We start from the raw sequence: 21,581 nt of genomic DNA on the forward strand, positions 1-21,581 counted from the left end.
AAACCTTTATAGTAATGGGTATTAACTATAAAGGTTTTTTAAATTAAAAAAAAAAAATGGATCATGGAAAAATACCACGTTGGATATAAGCAGTTTCAATTCTAGTTATGGCTAAAATATAAGCCGCTGTTCTCCAATCAAGCTTACCTTCTATTACAACTCCTTCTACTTTACGAAAAACCTCTGTAATTTTTTTATCAATTTTGATCATGACCTCATCCAGTTGCCAAAGTTCTCCGTTTCTGTTTTGTAACCATTCAAAATAGCTTCCAATCACACCTCCTGAATTACATAAAATATCAGGTATGATGGTAATTCCGTTTTGCAATAAAATTTCTTCTCCCTCAGTATCTATAGGACCATTTGCACCTTCAGCAATGACATTTGCTTTTACTAAATATGCATTTTCAGCTGTTATTTGGTTACCCAAAGCGGCAGGAATAAGAATATCGCAAGCCAAGCCAAAAAAGGCATTAGGATCCATCTCACTAGCTCCTTCAAATCCTTGAATAGAACCTTTTCTTGGTTTAGAATGCTCAAATAGCTCCTCTACTGCTATTCCGTTTTCGTTGATGATGGTAGCGTGAGCATCTTGAACAGCAAGAAGAATTGCACCATCATTTGTTAAAAAATGTGAAGTCCAATACCCTACATTTCCAAAACCTTGTACTATAAATCGCTTACCCGCTAAGCTCTCTCCTTTACTTTTATACAACAATTTAATCGTTAAATACACTCCATAACCTGTAGAACGATTTCTACCTTCTAAACCACCTGAACCGACTGGCTTTCCTGTTACTACATGCTGATTACGAGAGCGCTCTGATGATGATTTTGTAGACATAAAGGTATCAGCCATCCATGCCATTGTTTGTTCATTTGTATTAACATCTGGCGCTGGAATGTCATGCTCAGGTCCTATATTTTCGCCTAAAGCATAAGTAAAACGTCTTGTAATACGCTCCAACTCACCTATTGAATATTCTCTAGGATCGATTTGTATCCCTCCCTTAGCACCTCCATAAGGCAAACCCGCTAAAGAAGTTTTCCAAGTCATCCACATTGCTAATGCCTTAGCATCTTCGACATCTACGGTAGGATGGTAACGCAATCCCCCTTTATAAGGTCCTAATGCATTATTATGTTGCACTCTATAACCCGTAAAAATCTTAACTTCTCCCGTGTCCATTTTTACTGGAAAATGAAGAATAATTTCATTATTAGTTATTGATAAAATATTTCTAATATTTGGATTCAAGTTAATTGCATCTGCCGTTTTATTAAACTGCTGCATTACATTGTCCAACATACTTTTTTTAGTCTCTTCTTTTATAGCTATCATTTTCTTTTATTGATACAGTTCACAAAACATTTTATTACTACGTTGCAACACACAGTGGGTATTGTTATCACAATTAACACACAAACTACCGTTAGATTCATTAACGGAAATCACCTCTCTATTAGTAACCGTCGAGGAATCGTAGTTGACTATCCTTGTTTGCTCCATCACTTTAGTGTTAATTACTATAGGTACATACCCTGGTCCTTGTTTATTTAATACATTCATCTCATATATATTTTATCACTGTTTAAAAAAACAGCTATTTCCTCTCTAATAGACAAATGGTATGCCATTAGCACATTTGACCATACAGCAAAACACAAACCCCTTATAAATAAGGGGTTTTAAATAAAATAGTAGTTATTGTATAAAAAAAACACTGGGGAGATATTCCCCGCAAAGGGCATTATTCCCCAGTTTAAAAAATTTAATTATCAATTTTTAAACGAAGCGTTTTTCGATCTATTTGAAGAATTTCGGCAGCACGGGTTTTATTATTATCTACAGCTGCTAGCACTTTAAGGATGTGTGCTTTTTCAATATCTTTTAAAGATTTAAGTTCCTCTTTTTCAAATGGCATGGGATATTTTAAATATTCGGGCACATCGCTAACCTCAATTTGTTCCCCACTCATGATAATCATTCGCTGGATCACATTTTCAAGTTCTCTAACATTACCTGGCCATGAATGACGCATCAAAACAGTGATTACCTTATCGGAGATAGTTATATTTGGTTTATTATACTCCACTCCATATTTAGCTAAAAAAGTAGTTATAAGTAGTTTTATATCGCTTTTTCTTTGTCGCAAAGGGGGTGTTTCTATATTAACAACATTTAGTCTATAATAAAGATCTTCTCTAAAAGTACCTTTATTAGCCATCTCATAGAGATCATTGTTTGTAGCAGCAATAATTCTCAATTCTATTTTTTGGGTCTTTTGAGAACCCACCATACTCACTTCTTTTTCTTGCAATACACGCAGTAATCGCGTTTGCACAGTAAGTGGCGCTGTGCCTATTTCATCTAAAAAAATAGTTCCTCCTTCGGCTGCTTGAAAAAAGCCCCCTCTAGTTTCATTAGCACCAGTAAAAGCGCCTTTCATATATCCAAAAAGTTCTGATTCCATTAAGTTTTCAGGAATCGCACCACAGTTTACCGCAATAAAAGGTTTTGATGCAAATGCACCTTTGTAATGAATGGCTCTAGCAACTAATTCTTTTCCGGTACCACTTTCTCCTTGAATCAATATTGTAGCTCGATTATCTTTTACACGTTCAATTAAATCAATCAATTGAACCATTTGCTCAGACTGCCCTACAATACCAGCGTATTGAGATATTGTTTCACTAGTTTTAGTTATAACCTCAGTACTTGTAGAGGCTAATTTTTCTTTACTTTCAATTAAATTATGTACCGCTTTTTTAAGTTCTTCATTTGTAAAAGGTTTCGCTAAATAATCTAACGCACCTGATTTTACAGCTTCTATCGCACTGTCTACAGAAGGAAACCCTGTAATAACCAATTTAGGTATGGCAGGAAAGTGCTCCTGAACATATTTTATCAATTCGATTCCGTTGATACCCGGCATCTGCAAGTCGGTTATTAATAAATCAATCTTGCTTAATTTTAAAATTTCAATAGCCTCCACTACTGAAGACGCTTTATAGGTATGAAAATTTTGAGCTTTTAAATTGCGATGTAGCAACTCTAGCATGTCATAATTATCATCTACAATTAAAATATTTTCTTTCTTTAATTTCATCAGGAAGTACTTAGAGGTAATCGAACTTGAAAAACAGTTCCTTTGGGATTATTATCAAAGGTAGTAATATCTCCTTTATGACTTTTTACAATACCGTGTACCACACTTAAGCCTAATCCAGAACCTTCGCCTATTGCTTTTGTAGTGAAAAATGGTTCGAAAATTTTTGATTTAATAGCAGCGTCAATACCGGTACCTTGATCGCTAATTTCGATAAAAAAACTATTCTCAATACAGTATATTTTTAATTTAATAACGCTGTTTTGAGGAGATGCATAAATAGAATTTATCAAAATATTGAATAAAACCTGTGTCAATTGTATGGTATCAAGTTGCGCTTCTAACGCTACATCCTCAAAATCTAATTCATAGCTGAGGCTTGCTTTTTTAAAATTAGGACCTAATAAACTCAAAGCTTCAGATACTATTGGTATGATTTTCACAAACCTCATGTGCTGGGGCATTTCACAGGAAAAGAACATTAATTTTTTAACCACCTCTCTAGAATAAATAGCTGCTTTGATAATTTTAGCACTGTCCATTTGAGATTGTTTTTCCTCAGAACGTTCATTGATAAATTCAGCAAAACCTAAAATATTTCCTAAAGGAGTGTTTAATTCATGCGCAATTCCAGCGGTTATTTCGCCAAGAATCGAAAGTCTATCAACACGCTCAGCACTTCTTTTTAAAAGCTCTTGTTTTCCTTTATTCAAATGTCTTTCATAAAAAACACTTATATCCGAAGAAACTTTGTTTAGTAATTTCTCTTCATCCTCTAAAAAGTGTTTTTCCGTAAATTGGACCGATGGGTAATGCACTTTGACATATCCAAATTCTTCATTAAAAACAGTAATAATTGATTTTTGAAAAACAGTATGCTCGGGAAGTTCAGCTGTACAATGGTAATAAGAATCTAATTTCAACTCTATAATTGAATCATCAGAAAATCGCCAGGCATTTTTTAGAATCGAACAAATTTTATTTAATGTGTCTAAAACAGCACCTTCATGCTGAACGATTACCGTAGAAACATCATATAGACATGATAATTCTTTAATTCGTTCTTGAAGTATTTCTTCTGTAGATATGATTAAACTCATCAATAGTAACTATTAAAAAACTATTTCTCTAGTAAAATAAGCCGCTTTTTTATGTCAATAAATTACTTAGCGCTAATTTTCTTATAGACTCCTAGTAAAAAAATCACTATACCAGCACCTAAAAAAAAACCATAAGCAAAATCAACTTTATCTCTAAGTACATTTGCTAAAACAAAACAAACTAGACTTATAAAATACAAGTATAAAGGGCTAATCTTTTTCATTATTTTTATTCTATTTAAAAAAGCTGTCTACAAATTCGTGTTTATTGAATACTTGTAAATCTTCAATCCCTTCTCCTACTCCAATATACTTTACTGGAATTTTAAATTGATCTGAAATACCAATTACAACACCACCTTTAGCAGTACCGTCTAGTTTTGTTACTGCAAGTGAAGTAACCTCTGTAGCTGCTGTAAATTGTTTTGCTTGTTCAAAAGCATTTTGACCTGTTGAACCATCAAGAACTAACAGTACATCATGTGGTGCATCAATAATTACTTTTTGCATTACACGCTTTACTTTAGTCAATTCATTCATCAAGTTAATCTTGTTGTGCAAACGTCCCGCTGTATCTATAATTACAATATCAGCATCTTGAGCAACTGCTGACTGTAAAGTATCAAAAGCAACCGATGCAGGATCACTCCCCATATTTTGCCTTACAATAGGAACACCTACTCTATCTGCCCAAATTTGTAATTGGTCAATTGCAGCAGCACGAAAAGTATCTGCAGCACCTAGAACAACACTGTATCCTTGTTTTTTAAATTGGTACGCAAGCTTTCCTATAGTCGTAGTTTTCCCAACACCGTTGACACCCACAACCATTAAAACATAAGGTTTGGTATTAATTGGAATTACAAATTCAGTAGCTTCACCAGTATTCGTTTCTGATAATAAACTAGCTATTTCTTCTTGTAGAATAGTATTAAGTTCGTCTGTACCTAAGTATTTATCTTCAGCAACACGAGCCTCAATTCTTTTAATAACCTTTAGAGTAGTATTCACTCCTACATCAGAAGAAATAAGTATTTCTTCTAAATTATCCAGAACGTCATCATCAACTTTTGACTTTCCGGCAACAGCTTTACTTAATTTAGTAAAGAAAGTTGTTTTTGATTTTTCAAGACCTTTATCTAGGGATTCTTTTTTTTCTGATGAAAATATTCTTTTGAAAAAACTCATAGTGTAAACAGTGTTAATTGGAGTATTAGACACAATGAACTAATACCATCTCTAATCGGTAAAGATAGAAAATAAAAAAGCTACTTCCGAATGAAAGTAGCTTTTCTATATAATGCTTGTGTTAATTATTTCTTTTTCAAGAATTCATCAACAGCTTCAGGAGCCATAATAGATTCTACGAATGTATATGCACCAGTTTTTGGAGATTTCACCATTTTGATGGCTTTTGATAATCTCTTAGAAGAAGTCTGTAACGTTGCTACTGTTTTCTTTGCCATGATTTAAATGTTATATGTATTTTAATAAAAACTCTAAATATTGCTATTTGAGAATGTATTTAAATCTCTAATTATTATTTAATTTCTTTGTGAAGAGTCACACGTTTCAAAACTGGATTAAATTTCTTAATCTCTAATCTATCAGGAGTGTTTTTCTTGTTCTTTGTTGTAATGTATCTTGAAGTTCCAGCAACACCAGTTGTTTTGTGTTCTGTACATTCTAAAATTACTTGGATTCTATTACCTTTCTTTGCCATCTTGCTATTTTTTTATATTGGAAAAAGCTTATTTAATAAACCCTTGCGTTTGCGCTTTTTTCAAAACAGCTGCAATTCCATTTTTGTTAATTGTTTTTATCGTAGATGCTGCTACTCTAAGAGTAATCCATCTATCTTCTTCTGGAAGATAAAAACGCTTTTTCACTAAGTTAACAGAAAATTTTCTCTTAGTTTTATTCATAGCGTGAGAAACGTTATTTCCTACCATCGCTCTTTTACCTGTAAGGTCACAAACTCTAGACATTATACTTATTTTTATCGTTATTCAAAATCAGGGTGCAAAGAAAAGAAAAATAAACCTATTACGCAAAATATTTATAGGACATTTTTAAAAATTTCTTTCTGAAGCATTTCTAAACTCTTATACACGGCTCTATCTATCACTTTTTCACGTGGTTGGCCAAAATTAAATTCTTCAACAATTACTTCGCTCGGTGTAGCCAATGCGATAAAAACTGTCCCAATTTCAGCATTTGAAGCTCCTTTTTGCGGTCCAGCGTTTCCAGTAGTCGCAATTGCATAGTCGGTTTTCATCAATCGTTTTACACTCAAAGCCATAGCAGAAGCTACCTCAGCACTAACTACCGTAAATTCGTTGATTAACTCCTCAGAAATTCCCAAAACATCCGTTTTTACTGCCGTCGCGTAGGAAACTATACTTCCTTTGAAATAATTTGATGCTCCAGGAACTGATGCTAACAAGGAAGCAATTGTTCCTCCAGTACAACTTTCGGCAGTTGCAATTGTTTTTTGTTGCTTTTTAAGCATCTCACCTAGCACTACTTCAATCGTTTCGTCTTCTTCAAAGCCCACGATAATATCGTGAATTATAGCATCTAACAAAACTACCTGCTCTTCAATTGCCTTTTCTAGAATTTCCTTATCTGTCCCTCGTGCTGAAATTCGCAAACGCACTCTTCCAGGACTGGGCAAATAAGCTAATTTTAAAAACTCTGGCAAATTGTCTTCCCAAGCTTCTATTCGCTCCGCGACCATACTCTCTCCTTGACCGTAAGTCAAAATCGTTTTGTGAATAATATACGGTCTGCTATATTCTCGAACAACCTTTGGAATAATCTCTTTTTCAACTAAATATTTCATTTCGTAAGGCACTCCTGGCAAAGAAATAAAAACGGTACCTTCCTTTTTCACCCACATTCCTGGAGCCGTCCCTACGGCGTTATGAAGTACCGTACATTTTGAAGGAACTAGTGCTTGATCAATATTCATTTGCGTGATAGGTCTTTTATAAAACCCTTCAATTAACTCGGTAACATGCGCCAATACTTTTTGATCAACAACCAGCTCATCTTCAAAGTAATCACAAAAAGTTTTCTTTGTAACATCATCTTTTGTAGGCCCAAGTCCTCCCGTAACAATCACTAAATCGACTTTGTCTTGAAGCTTTTTAAACGTATCTAAAATATGGTTTTTATCATCGCTTATCGAAATCATCTCACTAATTTCAACACCAATTTTATCTAATGATTTTGCTATAAAACCCGAATTTGTATCAACAATCTGTCCTATTAAAATCTCATCTCCTATGGTAATTATCGTTGCTTTCATTGTGCAATTTTAAATTTAGATTTTTGTTATATAAAGAAAATTCAACCCTCAAAATAATCATGAGCGCTGAATTTTAGCATTTTTTATAACTGTTTTTCTTTATAGATTACTACAAATCGAAGTCTTTTTTAATTTCTTTGATTGCTTCTTTCACTTGTAGTTTTATACTTTTAAAAGTCTCTTCTATGTCTTTCTTTTTTCCCTCTACTTTTGTCCATGCTTCTACCTGAAGAATCTCTTCAAAAGCAACATTAAGACCTAATAAATCAAGCGTTGGTTTTATTTTATGCGCGTAAGCATAAGCATGTTTGTGATCCCTTTTTTTTATCCCTTCTTTGATTTGAGTCAAATCATCCGGTACTTCGGTTACAAATAATGTTAGAATTTCATTTACAAATTCTGGATCGTTGTCTGAAAGTGCGTACACTTTTGAAAGGTTGTAGTTTAAAGCCATTATTTCACTTGTATTCTAAATAGTTTATGTTCTTCTAAAAACCCCTCTAATACATCATCTGGCTTCACAGCAGCTACTCCCGCAGGAGTTCCTGTAAAAATAAGGTCACCAATCTTTAAAGTAAAATATTGAGAAACGTAAGCAATTAGCTCATCTATTTTCCAAAGCATTAAGCTAGAATTCCCTTTTTGAACTGATTTATTATTATTGGTTAATTCAAAAGTAAGATTTTCTAGGGAACTAAATTGCTCTTTTGATAAAAAATCTCCAATTACTGCAGATCCATCAAATGCTTTTGCTTTTTCCCAAGGCAATCCTTTTTCTTTTAATTTTGCTTGTAAATCACGAGCAGTAAAGTCAATCCCTACACTAATTTCCTCATAATATTTATGCGCAAATTTAGGTTCGATGTACTTCCCTACTTTGTTTATTTTTACAACAATTTCAATTTCGTGATGAATATCATTCGAAAACTCTGGAATCACAAAAGGGTGTTGTTTCAATAAAATTGCCGAATCTGGCTTCATAAAAACAACAGGCTCTGTTGGCCTTTCGTTTTGCAACTCAGCTATATGCTCGACATAATTCCTACCAATACAAATTATTTTCATTTTCTTTATAGTGAATAGTAAAAAGTAATTAGTAAGTAGTCTTTTTCACTATTCACCAATCGCTAATTACTTAGTTTTTAGTATTCATTTTTCTCAGCTTAATCGCTGTTAAAACCTTCTTGGTATATAAAGGGAAATCAGCATTTTGAATCCAACTAAAATATCCCGGCTCAGCATCTAAAACCGTTTCAACTTTTGTTCCTTTATGTTTACCAAAAGAAAAAACCTCATTTCCATCTTTATCAAAAGAAATCATTCCTGCAAAATCAGCATTTTTCTTTCTCGTTGAAAATTCAGACAACAACTTCATGTCATTTTCTAAATCAGGGTAACGCTCTAATTGTGCTTTTAAAATCTCATAAGTAGCCATCGTATCTGCTTCTGCAGAATGAGCGTTTTCTAAACTCTTGCCACAGTAAAACTTTAAAGCAGCACTCAAAGTACGTTCTTCTTTTTTATGAAAAATTGTCTGTACATCTACCGAAACTTTATTTTTCATATCAAAATCTACTCCCGCACGAAGCAGCTCCTCTGCAAGTAAAGGGATATCAAAACGATCAGAGTTGAATCCAGCCAAATCACTGTCTTTAATCATGTTATAAACTTGCGAAGCCAACTCATTAAAAGTAGGTTCGTTTGCCACTTTCTCATCAGTAATTCCATGTACAGCAGTTGTTTCAGCTGGAATAGGAATAGTAGGATTTACAAGCCAAGTCTTACTTTCTTTATTTCCGTTAGGAAAAACTTTAAATATTGATATTTCCACAATTCTATCTTTTCCAATATCGATTCCAGTAGTTTCAAGGTCGAAAAAGCAAATTGGTTTACTAAGTTTTAATTCCATTAATTTTATTTTTAAACCAGTAGATGAGTATTATTTCTGCCAGTATCAAGTTAAAAGTCCACCCCAACCACGATACTATTCTATAAGTATCCATTGGCAAGGGATGAAACAAAAATACAATAATGTATTTAAAAAGGCGTAAAGAAATTGCAGATAATGTAAGCGCAAAACTTCTAACCGCATATTTTTTATGTTTAACAAAATCTCCTTTTCTAGCATAATAATAAGCCCCATAAGTCATTACAATCCATAAAACCGATAGTATGATAAAGGATATTTTAGCCACAAGCCCCCCATTTGCATAATAACTCATTATTAAACCCGAAGGACCTGATAAAAAAAGTATCGTTAAAACATAAAACTTACCTATATTTCTATGCAACTGTTTATAATGAGTCCTTAAATAAGTCGAAAACTGCATCCACCCCACAGCAATTAAAAAAATACTAGTATAAACATGGATGAAGAAAGCCCACCTATAATGCAACAACCCTATTTCATCTTGTTTAATCCTTAAGAAAGCAACATCAAAATTTAAAGGGATATATTGAATTGTAATCAAGAATAGCAAATAAGCAAAATAGCCGTAAATCAGTAAGAGCAAAATTTTTAAACATTTTACAATCATTATCTTCCAAATGTATCATAATACTCTTCAGCATTTTTTTCATAACGCAGTAATAGTGCAACATTACTTTTTTCGAGCTTGGACAAATCCTCTTTTACATCTCCAAAAACAGGCATATACCAATCAAAATATTCAAAATAAACACGCAATTGCCTATCTCTAAAAGCATAACCGTGTCTTGCGAAAATAGAATTTCGTAAAATATAAATATCTGCTTTCGTCAAATTAGAAACAAACGCTTTAGTAAGCAATGTTGTTGAGGCATTTTTATCAAATACTTTTTCAGTAGTAGAGTAAAAAGTAGTATCATCATATTCTTCTGGCTCTCCATCAATAGTATCCCTAAAAACTACTAATTTTGATTTATCCTTGTCTCTAAAAGTATATTCTATTTTATTATCTGGATTGTACTCAAATTTCACTTTGTGCAATTCATATTTTCTATGAGGAATTTTAAGTTCTCTAGGAGAGTATCCGCTCCATGTTCCTTTTACAAGTGTATCATTTTTAACAACATTCATCATAAAAAAACCATCATTTTTAGACTTGTTCGGTTCTTTTACTTTTATTTCAAAAGCGTTTTCTTCAAAAATGATCGTTCCTTTAAAAGCGGTAATATTTCCAGAAACTATTGTATGCCCAAAAATAGAATCTGCTTTGATTTTATCAAATGAAAAAGTTACTTTTTTACTTATATCATTATAAAATCTATCTCCAAATTTCTTATATAGTGAGTCGCGTTGCTCATCATTCATATCTGCTTCAAAAACACCCACCCAATACCCCAATAAATCGTTCTCAGAGTTTACTTCTTTTGAGTCGGTAATCTGCGGTTCAGCAAATTGAATTGAATCTAGTTCCTTATTATCTAAATTGCTTGCTTCATTTTTAATTGCCTTTTTACAACTAAAAAGAGAGATCAAAACACCGAGTAGTATAATTTTTTTCATAAAAAAAGTCCAATAGAATTATTGGACTAATTTAACATATTATTTAATATAATTCTTATAAATCTCTATTTACATCAAATGCTTCAAGATATTCTGCTACTCTTTTCACAAAACTTCCTCCTAATGCACCATCTACAACACGGTGGTCATAACTGTGTGATAAGAACATTTTTTGACGAATTCCAATAAAATCTCCATCTGGAGTTTCTATAACTGCAGGCACTTTACGGATGGCTCCAAGAGCTAAAATCCCTACTTGCGGCTGATTGATAATTGGCGTTCCAAAAACGCTTCCAAAAGTACCCACGTTTGTTACCGTATACGTTCCGCCTTGAGTATCGTCTGGTTTTAATTTACCCATTTTAGCGCGGTTTCCTAAATCGTTAACTGCTTTTGCCATTCCTACAAGGTTTAACTGATCTGCGTTTTTAATAACAGGAACAATTAAGTTTCCGTTAGGTAAAGCAGCGGCCATTCCTAGGTTAATATTTTTCTTTTTGATGATATAATCCCCATCCACAGCAATATTAATTCCAGGGAAATCTTTTATTGCTTTTGCAACAGCTTCCATAAAGATTGGTGTGTAAGTCAGCTTCTCCCCTTCTCTTTTTTCGAAAATAGTTTTATTTTTCTCTCTCCATTTTACAATATTGGTCACATCAACCTCTATAAAAGATTGTACGTGTGCCGATGTTTGAATAGAAGCGGTCATGTATCCAGAAATAAGCTTGCGCATTCTATCCATTTCTATAACCTCATCACCACCATTTACAGATATCGGAGCTGCTTTTTGCGCCACTGCTGGTGCTGGAGCCACTCTTGGAGTTTCAACAGCTTTCACCGGAGTAGCCACTGTTTTAGTATCTTTATTTTTTACGTATTCTAAAATATCATTCTTAGTAACGCGACCTTCTTTCCCTGTACCCTCAATTTGTTCTAATTCATTTACAGATACACCTTCTTCCTTAGCAATATTTTTTACTAATGGAGAGAAAAATTTATCGGAATTAGAAAAATCAGCTGGTCCTGAAGATACTGCAGCGACACTTTCTTTAGCAGTTGCTACTGTTTTTGTAACCTCAGCAATAGCCTCAACTGTTGCAGTTTCTTGCGCTGATGTTGTTGCACCATCACCTTCTGTTTCAATAATTGCAATGGTTTGTCCTACCTGAACTAGGTCGTCTTTACCAAATAATTGCTCTACTAATATACCCGAAACTTCACTAGGCACTTCGCTATCCACTTTATCAGTAGCGATTTCAAGTACTGTCTCATCAGCTTCAATCTTGTCACCTACTTCTTTCAACCAGTTTGTAATGGTTGCTTCTGCGACGCTTTCTCCCATTTTTGGAAGTTTTAATTCAAATCTTGCCATATTGTTAACCTAAAAGGTGGTTTTAGTTTTCAGTTTGCGAAATTACTAAATATTTTGAACATAAATTACGTTTACCATAATTTTTCATTCAATTTCCAAAACCTCGCCTCGATCTTTAGAATCATTACTTCCTATGAGAAAGTGACTATTTTTTGGAATAATTTTAAAACTTAACCCCTTGTTTTTCAAAGTGGCTATGCTAGAAATAATTTCTTTAAAAGTAATAGAATGATTATCAAACACTATTTCTGTTTGTTTTTCATACTTATTCGTTGACGAAATTACCGTTTTTTCTGTTTCAAAATCACGAAATAAAACTTTTTTTTGCAGTTTTAACGCTAATTTATGCCTAAAATCAACACTTGTGGCGTATAATACATATTGTTCAGGTATTTTTGAGAATTTATTTGCACGACCTTGGAATATTTTTGCAAAAGAAAATAAGAATGATCCTATTTTCATAAATACTAAAAACAACAAGGGAGTTTTAAAATGTTTTTTGTAAAAATAAAGCATTGCTTCTTCAAAACGTTTTCTATAGACCGTGTCCTTAATTGTACTTTCTCCTTTATAATGTATCACGGTAGTACCTGCAAAATAAAAATTTTCTTTATCCAGTTGCAACGCTCGATATGACAAATCAATATCATCAGCATACATGAAACAATCCTCGTCAAAACCACCTAGCTCTTGATATAAATCTCTTTTAAGCACCATAAAAGCACCTACTAAAATAGCTACTTTAGCTGTTTTATCTTCAGGTACATCTTGTGCGTAATAGCGATTAAACCATTTTGACTTTGGGAAAACTTTATACAAACCTACAATTTTAGTAAAAGCAACCCAAGGAGTTGGAACACCACGCTTACTTTCGGGCAGGAAATTACCCGAACCATCGATTAGCTTTACTCCTAGTATTCCTAAATTGTTTTGCCTTTCGGCGAAAGCCAAAACTGTCTCAAAAGTATCCTCTGCAACAACGGTGTCAGGGTTTAAAATACAAATGTATTTTCCTTTGGCTTGGTCTACACCAATATTATTTCCTTTGGGAAAACCTACATTTTCATTATTTTGAATGAATTTAACGGTTGGGAAACGCACTGTCATCATCGCAGCACTGTCATCAGCAGAGTTATTATCGACAACTATGATCTCGCTTTCGATATTTATAAGCGCACTTTGCACACTTAAAACACAGAGTTCTAAAAAATAGCGAACATTATAATTGAGAATAATAACAGAGAGTTGCATTGAGCAAACTTAATTAGAAAATTTTAATTTATAGCTAATAGATTAGCTACTTAATATTTAATCTTACTGATTTGGATTTTGTTTGTTATTCGAAAAAACAGCAGATCAAACTGAAGCTCTTTTAAAATTGGAAATATAAAAGCAAACCCATTATTGAAGTGATTATATACAAATAGGATACTTAATCATTATTCTCAAATCTTTAAAATAAATCTTCAAAAAAAAGTACTTTTGAATATATGAAAATCATTGCCCTACTCCTATTCCTTTTCTCAATACCAACCTACGCTCAAATAGCTGGTTGCACTGACCCATCATCTAAAAATTACAATCCCTTAGCTACTATCAATAATGGTAGTTGTAAATACCGATCCATTAAATTAAAAGCTTTGTATTCCAACTTACTTCCAGAAAACTTAAAAGAAAGTTCGGGTTTACTATTTTACAATTCTTTGTTATGGACATTCAACGACAATAGTGACAAGGCACTTTATGCGATAGACAGCATTGGAAATAACAAACAAAAAATAAAACTAGAAAAGGTAGTAAATAAAGACTGGGAAGAAATTTCGCAAGACAGCTCCTTTATATACATTGGTGATTTTGGGAACAATGTCTCTGGAAACCGTCAAGATTTACATATTTTAAGAATTAAGAAAAATACGTTCGAATCTACGAGTCCGAAAATAGATACGATTTCGTTTAAATATTCAAATCAAACAGATTTTACAGCTTTAAAACCCAACAAAACCCAATTTGATTGTGAGGCTTTTATTGTCATGAAGGACAGTATTTACCTATTTACAAAACAATGGAAAGACAGCAAAACCAGCGTTTATGTTTTACCTAAAACACCTGGAAAGTATATTGCACAATTCAAAGAAACCTATAATCTCAAAGGATTAATTACTGGTGCAACTTATAGTCCAGAACAACAAACTATTGCTTTATGTGGCTATAGTAAAACCTTGCAGCCTTTTATTTATTTACTCTACGATTATAAAGGATCTAACTTCTTTAGTGGAAATAAAAGAAAAATAAAACTTAAACTTCCTTTTCATCAAGTCGAAGGAATTGCTTCCCAAGATGGTTTGCATTATTACCTCACGAATGAAAAATTTACTAGAAAACCATTTATTGATACCCCACAAAAACTACATCAATTTAACTTGACTTCTTTTCTGTCGCAGTAGCATCATCAATAGTTTTAATATTAATTCTATTATAAAAAAACGGTTCGTTTATCAACTATTCCACAATAATTACTTACATTTCTACTACTTAAAAAGTCTTTTTAAAAATATAACAAAACATGAAAAACAATCTCGGATCGATCTCTTTGCTTATTGCCTTTGGAGGTCTTGTATTTTTTGAGGTACTATTGCGTTTACACATTCTAAACCACCAAGCATGGAAAATTGTTACTGCTGGTTTTGAAGCGGCAACTATAGGCGGGTTTGCAGATTGGTTTGCTGTGAGTGCTCTTTTTCATGAAATCCCGATTCCCTTTGTACGCAAACACACGAATATCATTGCCAAAAACCGAGAAAAACTTACCGAAGGAATTGTGGATTTGGTAACCAATAAATGGCTTTCTCCAGATGTAATTGCCGAAAAATTAAATGAAGTGGATTTAGCTAAAACCATTTTAGACTTCATGCAACAACCTAAAAATCAACAAAACGCGATTATTTTCATTCAAAATATAGTTTCCAAGTTCACTACTGAATTAGATAATCCAAAATTTGCAGCTGCTTTGCAAAAAATACTTCGAGAACAAATTGCCACGATTGATCTAGCTACTCCACTCGGCAAATGGCTAGAAAAATCCATTAAAAACGGCGATCATCATCAAATTTGGGAGTTAATTATTGACGAAAGTTCAAAATCGATTACTAATCCAGAGACAAAAAAATTATTAATATCAAAACTTAAAGACGCAGCAGACGAATACTCTGATAAAGGATTTTTCAAAAAAGCGACCTTATTTATAGCGGAAAAAAGCGGTGGAATTGATTTAAATTTAATTGCAGATGAACTTCTTGACAAAGCAAAAGAATTAATCTCAGAAGCAAAACTGGATGTCAATCATCCCATTCGAACCAAATTTGACAACTGGATTCTTGAATTTGCTAAAGAATTAAGTACGGGTGATGAGCAATCAACTTCTATGATCCAGAATCTAAAAGAACGTGTAATGCAACATGTAGAAGACGAAAAATTAATAGCTACTTTATTGCTTCGCGCCAAAGAAGCTCTTTCGACCCAGTTAGAAAACAATGACACTTCATTAATGCAATTCTTGATTTCTAACCTAAACAGGATGTTAACCGATTTGCAAGAAGATGTAGCGGCACAAAAAAAAATAAACAGTTGGATACGAGAAACCATTTCAGAAATGTTAGTGAAATTCCATAGCGAAATAGGAAATATGGTTCGCTCCAGCATGATGAAACTCAATAATAAAGAGCTAGTGGAGCAAATTGAGGACAAAGTGGGTAATGATTTGCAATACATTCGTTTGAATGGTGCAGTTGTAGGTGGCTTAGTGGGTATTGTACTTGCTTTACTAAAACTGCTTTAATTTAACATTAAAATGGATTTATTAAAGTTGCTTTTTCTTCTAGAATTTGATCATAGTAACCTAAAAGTCGCTGAATTAGAGAAAGTTCTTCTTTGCAAATAATTTTAACCTAAAAATAATAAACTACCTTTGCACGGTGGTTTTTTTTATGGCGGTATTTAATTAGAAATCTAGTTATAAATCGCTACGTAAAAACCCACCTAATCATAACAAATACAATTAGTTACACGAATGAATTATTTATCAGTTGAAAATATCTCGAAATCATTTGGTGAGAGAACGCTTTTTGAAAACATCTCTTTTGGAATTAGTAAGGACCAAAAAATTGCCTTTATAGCCAAAAATGGCTCGGGAAAAACCACCATAATGAGTATCATTAATGGCTTGGACGAATCGGATACTGGGCAAGTAGTTTTGAGAAAAGGAATCAAAATGGCTTTCTTATCTCAAAACAACAATCTACAGGACGAGCTAACCATTGAGGAAAGTATTTTTGCCTCAGATAATGAAACGTTGAAAGTAATTCAAGCTTACGAAAAAGCATTGGAACACCCAGAAGACGAAGAAGCGTATCAAAAAGCTTTTGACGGAATGGACCAGCACAATGCATGGGATTTTGAAACCCAATACAAGCAAATTTTGTTCAAATTGAAGTTGGAAGATTTCAAATTAAAAGTAAAAAACCTTTCGGGTGGACAACAAAAACGTTTGTCTCTAGCTATTATTTTGATCAACCGTCCAGACTTATTGATTCTGGATGAACCTACGAATCACTTGGATTTAGAGATGATCGAATGGTTAGAAGCTTATTTTGCTAAAGAAAACATTACGCTATTCATGGTAACACACGACCGTTTCTTTTTGGAGCGCGTTTGTAACGAAATCATCGAACTAGACAATGGAAAATTATATTCCTACAAAGGAAACTACTCTTACTATTTAGAGAAAAAAGAAGAACGCATTGCCTCTGAAAATTCAAGTGTTGATAAAGCTCAAAACTTATTTGTAAAAGAATTGGCATGGATGCGCCGTCAACCAAAAGCGAGAACGACGAAATCAAAATCGCGTCAGGATGATTTTTACGACATTAAAGAAAAAGCACAAAGTCGCCGTAAAGAAAACAAGGTCGAACTAGAAATCAACATGGAGCGTATGGGAAGCAAGATTATCGAGCTTCACAAAATCTCTAAGAAATTCAAGGATCATGTGATCATGGATAATTTTAGTTACGACTTTCAACCAGGAGAACGTATTGGAATCATTGGGAAAAACGGAACAGGAAAATCAACTTTTTTGAACCTATTGACTGGAGCGCTTCCGCTTGATGGTGGAAAAGTGGTGATTGGAGAAACCATAAAAGTGGGTTATTATACGCAAAGCGGAATCAATCCAAAACCAGGACAACGCGTTATTGATGTCATTAAAGAATACGGAGAATTTATTCCGTTGATGAAAGGAAGAATGATATCTGCGTCACAATTATTAGAGCGTTTCTTGTTTGACGCTAAAAAACAGTACGACTTTGTGGACCGCTTAAGCGGTGGAGAATTAAAACGTTTGTATTTGTGTACAGTTTTGATTCAAAATCCTAACTTCTTGATTCTGGATGAGCCTACTAATGATTTGGATATTGTTACGCTAAATGTATTAGAAAGTTTCTTATTAGATTACCCAGGTTGTTTATTAGTGGTTTCGCACGATAGGTATTTCATGGATAAAATTGTAGATCACTTGTTCATCTTTAGAGGTGATGGTGCTGTCGAAGATTTCCCTGGAAACTACTCTGACTTTAGAGCGTATGAAGATAGTGCTGATGTTGCTCAAAAAGAAGAAAACAAAGCCGAAAAGAAAGACTGGAAACAAAGCAACCCAACAGGAAATTTAACTTTTAACGAGCAAAAAGAATTTCAAAAACTGGAACGCGAAATAAAAGACTTGGAAGAACAAAAAGCGAAAATTGAGCTTTTATTCTCCGAAGGAAAAGTAGCAGAGGCTGATATTGAGAAAAAAGGAAAGGAATTGCAAAACCTCATCAATAAAATGGAATCTAAAGAAGAACGCTGGTTTGAATTAAGTGCCAAAATGGAAGGATAATTTTTATTTCATAAAGTGGCTTCAACATAAGATACCGAAATTTAAAGCTATTCTTACTTTTAGTTAACTTTAGCTAATAAAATAACAACCCCAACACTTTTAGCAGCAATGCTCGAAATGTTGGGGTTTCTTTTTTTTGTTAAGTAAAACTACTTTGATTCCTATGAAAACTTACAACGAATTAATAAATAATATCACTAAAAGTGGGTATTGCAGTCTTAGTTTATAAAGTGTTTATTTACAAGCACGTAAATAATATCCTAAAACACGAATGTTTTTGCTGTTATTTGCGAGTTAGCTGTAATGTCGCCCGAAAAAAAACGAAAATGGATAAAACCGAATTAAGAAAAGAATGCTCCCGTTTATTTTATTGTAATACAATTAGCGATTGTCAAGAATTATTAAATATTTACGCTGAATTTTTTTTTCAAATAGTTAATAATCATAATCCTGAAATAAAATCTAGAAGTGAATTTGACTCTACAATGGTTTTACAAATGATGATGACTAAAGCACTTCATTTAAGAAATGCAATTTCTGGTATTTCATATGAATCTAATGATGGTAGAAGATTAAATAACATAATTGACCCAACAGTTGTAGCTTCATTAATTAGAAATATTTATGAAACCACAGGAATGTTTAATCTAATTTATAGAACCACTTCAGATCCAGAAGAAAGAAAAATAATTTATCTATTGTGGGTTCACGCGGGATTATCTTATAGACAAAGGTTTAACACAGAAATTACAACAGAAGATAATGCACAAAAAGCTCAAGAAGAGAAAGAGCAAATGTTGACAATCGTAAATAATATTGAAAATAATTCTCTTTACAAAAAATTAGATGAGACTAACCAAAAAAGAATAAAACACCAATTAAAAACAAAAGACTATTTAATAAAGTTTGATGATCTTGAAGTTAAAATTTTAAATTGGAGACAATTAACTGAAACAATGGACATAAAAAATGGAAAACTTGATCACGCTTATGGGTATTTTTCTTTATATTCTCATCCATCAAACGTTTCTGTTTTTCAATTTGCAGATATGTTTGCAAAAGAAAATGAGAGTTTTAGAATGTTGACATTATATAATCTAAAAATTGCATTTTTTATGTTTAGTATATTCATCGCTGATTACATTAATTTATTTCCAGAAACTTTAAAAACATATGAATCACTAGGTTTAGTAGAACAAATTGTAATAAACTTTCATAACAGATCTGCAAGAGGTGTTGAATATTCAATTAACAATTCATATGAAGCAACTCAATAAAGACACTACAGCTAACAGCCGTTACAAGATATTTGGGTATCTGGCTAAATTTAAAGATGGTTTTGTACTTGGAAAACTTGTCATAATGGAAAAATCTCGCATCTTTAATCCCAAACATCTTGTAGCGGCAAGACGTTAACTGCAATCTTAACTCACATAACTATTAAATGAATTTTACTATGGAAAGTAAGACTATAATTAGTCTGATAATGTCAGGATTGTTCGGTATTTATAAAATTTTTAATGCGTCAAAAAATAGATCGTATGCAGAAATTAGCCTGATTGAAAGAAATTGGATACCACTTATTACAACAAATTTTAATGAACTTAGTCAAGCTAATATTGAGCATAAATTACCCTTTGATTCTAACCAATATTATTATCGTGGAACTATCATTAATTCAGGAACAATAGATATTTACAAAACTTTAATATTGAAACCTGTTAAAATTGAATTTGAAAAGGAAATTAAAGTATTGAGTTTTAAATTCTCAGAAAAACACAATGAAATTGAATTAGACTATAAATTAGAGGAAAATAAGGTTGAGATTAATTGGGATATTTTAAAACCTTTAGAAAAATTTTCGTTTGAATTAATTATAGAATCAAAAAATAATTTGAAAATATATGAGTTTAATCAAATTCTTAAGATTAATTGCAGAATAGCAGGAATTGAAAAAATAGAAAAAACGTCATCTTGGTCATTAAAAAATTCTAAAAAACAATTTTTAACAGAAAGTATCCCAACATATTTTTTTCTTTTATTAATGTATGGAATATTTTCTTTCTTAATTTATTCTGGAATAAAATCCTACTATAACCCGACACCAATAATTTCTTATAACGTAATTTCAAAAAACTTAAATGAAAAAATTGAAAATATTAAATACTATGATTCAGCAAAAGTGAAAATTGAAGGTTCCAGCAAAAATAAAATAATTGCTAATTCAGAACTTAAAAATGATTTACAAGTAAAAATTTCAATCAAAAAATATGAAAAAAAATATTGGTTGGTAATCATAGGTGTGTTAGCATTTTTATTAATATCAATAAGAACTGTAAGTTTAATAAGAGAAGACATTCACGATTTTAAGTTAAAAAGAATTTATAAAGCATTAGAATAGTACAAAGACAACCACTAACAGCCATTTTGAACTAGCTGGGATTTAGTGGAATTATCGTTCCGCATCAAGTTTTCGTTCAGCCGAAAATTAAGCGGTTACGAACTTCCAGCCATCTCAAAGTGACATAACGTTGGTAGCAAGCGCCGAGCAGAACGGAAAATTAAACTTGTAACAAATTCTAAAAACATACGTCTATTATTAAAAATAAAATATGAAACCAAAAAATATTTGTCTAGTTGGATTGTCTTTTTTTATAATAAGTTATATAATGTTTTCTCAAAGTTCTAAATTAGAATATTTTAAAAAACCTGTAGATTTTGCACATTGGTTTAACTTAATTGGAGCAGTGTTATTAATTTCATTCAACAAAGTTTTTCCTAAGAATAATCTTAATACTATAGCGTCTTTTTTAACAATTTTAGGTGTTATTGCCCATATAGGTCTTTGTACTATTGACTTCATAATGTGGAGTTTTGGAAATAATGAAATTGCAAAAGCTGAATTAAGCAATCAAATAAGTAATACCCCAGCTATTTTATATCCTTTTGTTATTATTGGTCCATCATTGCTCTTCGTAGGCTTGTCTGCCCACGCATTAAATTTTATCAAAACTAATACAGTAAGTTCTTTAATGGTGATTATTGGAGCCCCTTTAGTAGGTATTTCTTTTTTCATATTAAAGAATGGAAATCTAATGCTTATAAGTTGTGCTGTTTTCGCTTTAGGCTTAGTTTTACTGCTTAATGCAAATGAAAACAGAAAAATAATAATGGAATAAATACCAGCTACCAACAGTCTTTGGCGAGATTGGGGTTTTAGTGGAATTGCCGTTTCGCATCAATTTTTCGTTTTGGCAGAAAATACTT

23 protein-coding genes are annotated in these 21,581 nt (G+C 32.5%); 6 read left to right on the top strand and 17 right to left on the bottom strand.

Annotated elements, in window-relative coordinates:
• Nucleotides 1–61: 61 nt before the first annotated feature.
• The 17 genes from HNP99_RS10185 to HNP99_RS10265 form a co-directional block, all read right to left on the bottom strand.
• The gene (locus HNP99_RS10185; RefSeq protein WP_173853272.1) at nt 62–1,342 is read right to left on the bottom strand and encodes a Glu/Leu/Phe/Val family dehydrogenase; all 1,281 of its coding nucleotides are present in this window, start codon (nt 1,340–1,342) and stop codon (nt 62–64) included.
• 6 nt (nt 1,343–1,348) lie between these two features.
• Nucleotides 1,349–1,570, bottom strand: a complete 222-nt coding sequence (locus HNP99_RS10190; protein ID WP_173853273.1) for a hypothetical protein — start codon at nt 1,568–1,570, stop codon at nt 1,349–1,351.
• 202 nt (nt 1,571–1,772) lie between these two features.
• Nucleotides 1,773–3,110 carry a sigma-54-dependent transcriptional regulator gene (locus tag HNP99_RS10195; protein ID WP_173853274.1) on the bottom strand — a complete coding sequence of 446 codons (1,338 nt, stop codon included), beginning with the start codon at nt 3,108–3,110 and terminating at the stop codon, nt 1,773–1,775.
• Nucleotides 3,110–4,210, bottom strand: coding sequence for a sensor histidine kinase (locus HNP99_RS10200; RefSeq protein ID WP_173853275.1), 1,101 nt, complete (start codon nt 4,208–4,210; stop codon nt 3,110–3,112). Before HNP99_RS10200 ends, HNP99_RS10195 begins: the two co-directional genes overlap by 1 nt.
• Nucleotides 4,211–4,272: 62 nt before the next feature.
• Nucleotides 4,273–4,434: a hypothetical protein gene (locus tag HNP99_RS10205; protein WP_173853276.1), complete on the bottom strand. Its 162-nt coding sequence runs from the start codon at nt 4,432–4,434 to the stop codon at nt 4,273–4,275.
• A gap of 10 nt (nt 4,435–4,444) precedes the next feature.
• On the bottom strand, nt 4,445–5,398 hold the full coding sequence (gene ftsY / locus HNP99_RS10210) for a signal recognition particle-docking protein FtsY (RefSeq protein ID WP_173853277.1): 954 nt from the start codon (nt 5,396–5,398) through the stop codon (nt 4,445–4,447).
• A gap of 125 nt (nt 5,399–5,523) precedes the next feature.
• A complete protein-coding gene (locus HNP99_RS10215; RefSeq protein WP_173853278.1) occupies nt 5,524–5,676 on the bottom strand; it encodes a DUF4295 domain-containing protein in 153 nt (50 codons plus the stop codon).
• Nucleotides 5,677–5,750: 74 nt separating this feature from the next.
• Nucleotides 5,751–5,933, bottom strand: a complete 183-nt coding sequence (rpmG, locus tag HNP99_RS10220) for a 50S ribosomal protein L33 (protein ID WP_026708184.1) — start codon at nt 5,931–5,933, stop codon at nt 5,751–5,753.
• Between the two features lie 28 nt (nt 5,934–5,961).
• Complete coding sequence (rpmB, locus tag HNP99_RS10225) at nt 5,962–6,198, bottom strand: 50S ribosomal protein L28 (protein ID WP_026708183.1); 237 nt, start codon at nt 6,196–6,198, stop codon at nt 5,962–5,964.
• A 71-nt stretch (nt 6,199–6,269) separates the two neighbouring features.
• Nucleotides 6,270–7,523, bottom strand: a complete 1,254-nt coding sequence (locus HNP99_RS10230) for a CinA family nicotinamide mononucleotide deamidase-related protein (RefSeq protein WP_173853279.1) — start codon at nt 7,521–7,523, stop codon at nt 6,270–6,272.
• 109 nt (nt 7,524–7,632) lie between these two features.
• Entirely contained in the window at nt 7,633–7,977 is a 345-nt protein-coding gene (locus HNP99_RS10235) for an Hpt domain-containing protein (RefSeq protein WP_173853280.1), read from the bottom strand.
• Nucleotides 7,977–8,588, bottom strand: a complete 612-nt coding sequence (locus tag HNP99_RS10240) for a fumarylacetoacetate hydrolase family protein (RefSeq protein ID WP_173853281.1) — start codon at nt 8,586–8,588, stop codon at nt 7,977–7,979. The genes HNP99_RS10235 and HNP99_RS10240 overlap by 1 nt, the downstream gene beginning before the upstream one ends.
• Before the next feature lie 70 nt (nt 8,589–8,658).
• Nucleotides 8,659–9,432 (bottom strand): 3'-5' exonuclease, encoded by a 774-nt coding sequence (locus tag HNP99_RS10245; RefSeq protein WP_173853282.1) that lies wholly within the window; start codon nt 9,430–9,432, stop codon nt 8,659–8,661.
• Nucleotides 9,416–10,036 carry a DUF2306 domain-containing protein gene (locus HNP99_RS10250; RefSeq protein ID WP_254596847.1) on the bottom strand — a complete coding sequence of 207 codons (621 nt, stop codon included), beginning with the start codon at nt 10,034–10,036 and terminating at the stop codon, nt 9,416–9,418. The genes HNP99_RS10245 and HNP99_RS10250 overlap by 17 nt, the downstream gene beginning before the upstream one ends.
• Before the next feature lie 23 nt (nt 10,037–10,059).
• Nucleotides 10,060–11,010, bottom strand: a complete 951-nt coding sequence (locus HNP99_RS10255) for a YARHG domain-containing protein (protein ID WP_173853284.1) — start codon at nt 11,008–11,010, stop codon at nt 10,060–10,062.
• Nucleotides 11,011–11,065: 55 nt separating this feature from the next.
• On the bottom strand, nt 11,066–12,385 hold the full coding sequence (locus HNP99_RS10260; RefSeq protein WP_173853285.1) for a dihydrolipoamide acetyltransferase family protein: 1,320 nt from the start codon (nt 12,383–12,385) through the stop codon (nt 11,066–11,068).
• 84 nt (nt 12,386–12,469) lie between these two features.
• The gene (locus HNP99_RS10265; protein WP_173853286.1) at nt 12,470–13,636 is read right to left on the bottom strand and encodes a glycosyltransferase family 2 protein; all 1,167 of its coding nucleotides are present in this window, start codon (nt 13,634–13,636) and stop codon (nt 12,470–12,472) included.
• Between the two features lie 239 nt (nt 13,637–13,875).
• Between HNP99_RS10265 and HNP99_RS10270 the strand changes: the two genes are divergently transcribed.
• From HNP99_RS10270 to HNP99_RS10295, 6 genes are all read left to right on the top strand, one after another.
• Nucleotides 13,876–14,829 carry a T9SS C-terminal target domain-containing protein gene (locus HNP99_RS10270; RefSeq protein WP_173853287.1) on the top strand — a complete coding sequence of 318 codons (954 nt, stop codon included), beginning with the start codon at nt 13,876–13,878 and terminating at the stop codon, nt 14,827–14,829.
• A 119-nt stretch (nt 14,830–14,948) separates the two neighbouring features.
• Nucleotides 14,949–16,220: a DUF445 domain-containing protein gene (locus HNP99_RS10275; RefSeq protein ID WP_173853288.1), complete on the top strand. Its 1,272-nt coding sequence runs from the start codon at nt 14,949–14,951 to the stop codon at nt 16,218–16,220.
• A 231-nt stretch (nt 16,221–16,451) separates the two neighbouring features.
• The gene (locus HNP99_RS10280; protein WP_173853289.1) at nt 16,452–18,314 is read left to right on the top strand and encodes an ABC-F family ATP-binding cassette domain-containing protein; all 1,863 of its coding nucleotides are present in this window, start codon (nt 16,452–16,454) and stop codon (nt 18,312–18,314) included.
• 326 nt (nt 18,315–18,640) lie between these two features.
• Nucleotides 18,641–19,591: a hypothetical protein gene (locus tag HNP99_RS10285; protein WP_173853290.1), complete on the top strand. Its 951-nt coding sequence runs from the start codon at nt 18,641–18,643 to the stop codon at nt 19,589–19,591.
• Between the two features lie 179 nt (nt 19,592–19,770).
• Nucleotides 19,771–20,715, top strand: a complete 945-nt coding sequence (locus HNP99_RS10290; protein WP_173853291.1) for a hypothetical protein — start codon at nt 19,771–19,773, stop codon at nt 20,713–20,715.
• Between the two features lie 211 nt (nt 20,716–20,926).
• Nucleotides 20,927–21,493: a hypothetical protein gene (locus HNP99_RS10295; RefSeq protein WP_173853292.1), complete on the top strand. Its 567-nt coding sequence runs from the start codon at nt 20,927–20,929 to the stop codon at nt 21,491–21,493.
• Nucleotides 21,494–21,581: the final 88 nt, after the last annotated feature.

The organism is Flavobacterium gelidicaeli, from assembly GCF_013294005.1.
GTDB lineage: Bacteria > Bacteroidota > Bacteroidia > Flavobacteriales > Flavobacteriaceae > Flavobacterium.

What these genes read in the sequence shown, in the direction of transcription:
- HNP99_RS10185 (WP_173853272.1), bottom strand. Translation starts at nt 1,342, where the DNA reads ATGATAGCTATAAAAGAAGAGACTAAAAAAAGTATGTTGGACAATGTA.
- HNP99_RS10190 (WP_173853273.1), bottom strand. Translation starts at nt 1,570, where the DNA reads ATGAATGTATTAAATAAACAAGGACCAGGGTATGTACCTATAGTAATT.
- HNP99_RS10195 (WP_173853274.1), bottom strand. Translation starts at nt 3,110, where the DNA reads ATGAAATTAAAGAAAGAAAATATTTTAATTGTAGATGATAATTATGAC.
- HNP99_RS10200 (WP_173853275.1), bottom strand. Translation starts at nt 4,210, where the DNA reads ATGAGTTTAATCATATCTACAGAAGAAATACTTCAAGAACGAATTAAA.
- HNP99_RS10205 (WP_173853276.1), bottom strand. Translation starts at nt 4,434, where the DNA reads ATGAAAAAGATTAGCCCTTTATACTTGTATTTTATAAGTCTAGTTTGT.
- ftsY (WP_173853277.1), bottom strand. Translation starts at nt 5,398, where the DNA reads ATGAGTTTTTTCAAAAGAATATTTTCATCAGAAAAAAAAGAATCCCTA.
- HNP99_RS10215 (WP_173853278.1), bottom strand. Translation starts at nt 5,676, where the DNA reads ATGGCAAAGAAAACAGTAGCAACGTTACAGACTTCTTCTAAGAGATTA.
- rpmG (WP_026708184.1), bottom strand. Translation starts at nt 5,933, where the DNA reads ATGGCAAAGAAAGGTAATAGAATCCAAGTAATTTTAGAATGTACAGAA.
- rpmB (WP_026708183.1), bottom strand. Translation starts at nt 6,198, where the DNA reads ATGTCTAGAGTTTGTGACCTTACAGGTAAAAGAGCGATGGTAGGAAAT.
- HNP99_RS10230 (WP_173853279.1), bottom strand. Translation starts at nt 7,523, where the DNA reads ATGAAAGCAACGATAATTACCATAGGAGATGAGATTTTAATAGGACAG.
- HNP99_RS10235 (WP_173853280.1), bottom strand. Translation starts at nt 7,977, where the DNA reads ATGGCTTTAAACTACAACCTTTCAAAAGTGTACGCACTTTCAGACAAC.
- HNP99_RS10240 (WP_173853281.1), bottom strand. Translation starts at nt 8,588, where the DNA reads ATGAAAATAATTTGTATTGGTAGGAATTATGTCGAGCATATAGCTGAG.
- HNP99_RS10245 (WP_173853282.1), bottom strand. Translation starts at nt 9,432, where the DNA reads ATGGAATTAAAACTTAGTAAACCAATTTGCTTTTTCGACCTTGAAACT.
- HNP99_RS10255 (WP_173853284.1), bottom strand. Translation starts at nt 11,010, where the DNA reads ATGAAAAAAATTATACTACTCGGTGTTTTGATCTCTCTTTTTAGTTGT.
- HNP99_RS10260 (WP_173853285.1), bottom strand. Translation starts at nt 12,385, where the DNA reads ATGGCAAGATTTGAATTAAAACTTCCAAAAATGGGAGAAAGCGTCGCA.
- HNP99_RS10265 (WP_173853286.1), bottom strand. Translation starts at nt 13,636, where the DNA reads ATGCAACTCTCTGTTATTATTCTCAATTATAATGTTCGCTATTTTTTA.
- HNP99_RS10270 (WP_173853287.1), top strand. Translation starts at nt 13,876, where the DNA reads ATGAAAATCATTGCCCTACTCCTATTCCTTTTCTCAATACCAACCTAC.
- HNP99_RS10275 (WP_173853288.1), top strand. Translation starts at nt 14,949, where the DNA reads ATGAAAAACAATCTCGGATCGATCTCTTTGCTTATTGCCTTTGGAGGT.
- HNP99_RS10280 (WP_173853289.1), top strand. Translation starts at nt 16,452, where the DNA reads ATGAATTATTTATCAGTTGAAAATATCTCGAAATCATTTGGTGAGAGA.
- HNP99_RS10285 (WP_173853290.1), top strand. Translation starts at nt 18,641, where the DNA reads ATGGATAAAACCGAATTAAGAAAAGAATGCTCCCGTTTATTTTATTGT.
- HNP99_RS10290 (WP_173853291.1), top strand. Translation starts at nt 19,771, where the DNA reads ATGGAAAGTAAGACTATAATTAGTCTGATAATGTCAGGATTGTTCGGT.
- HNP99_RS10295 (WP_173853292.1), top strand. Translation starts at nt 20,927, where the DNA reads ATGAAACCAAAAAATATTTGTCTAGTTGGATTGTCTTTTTTTATAATA.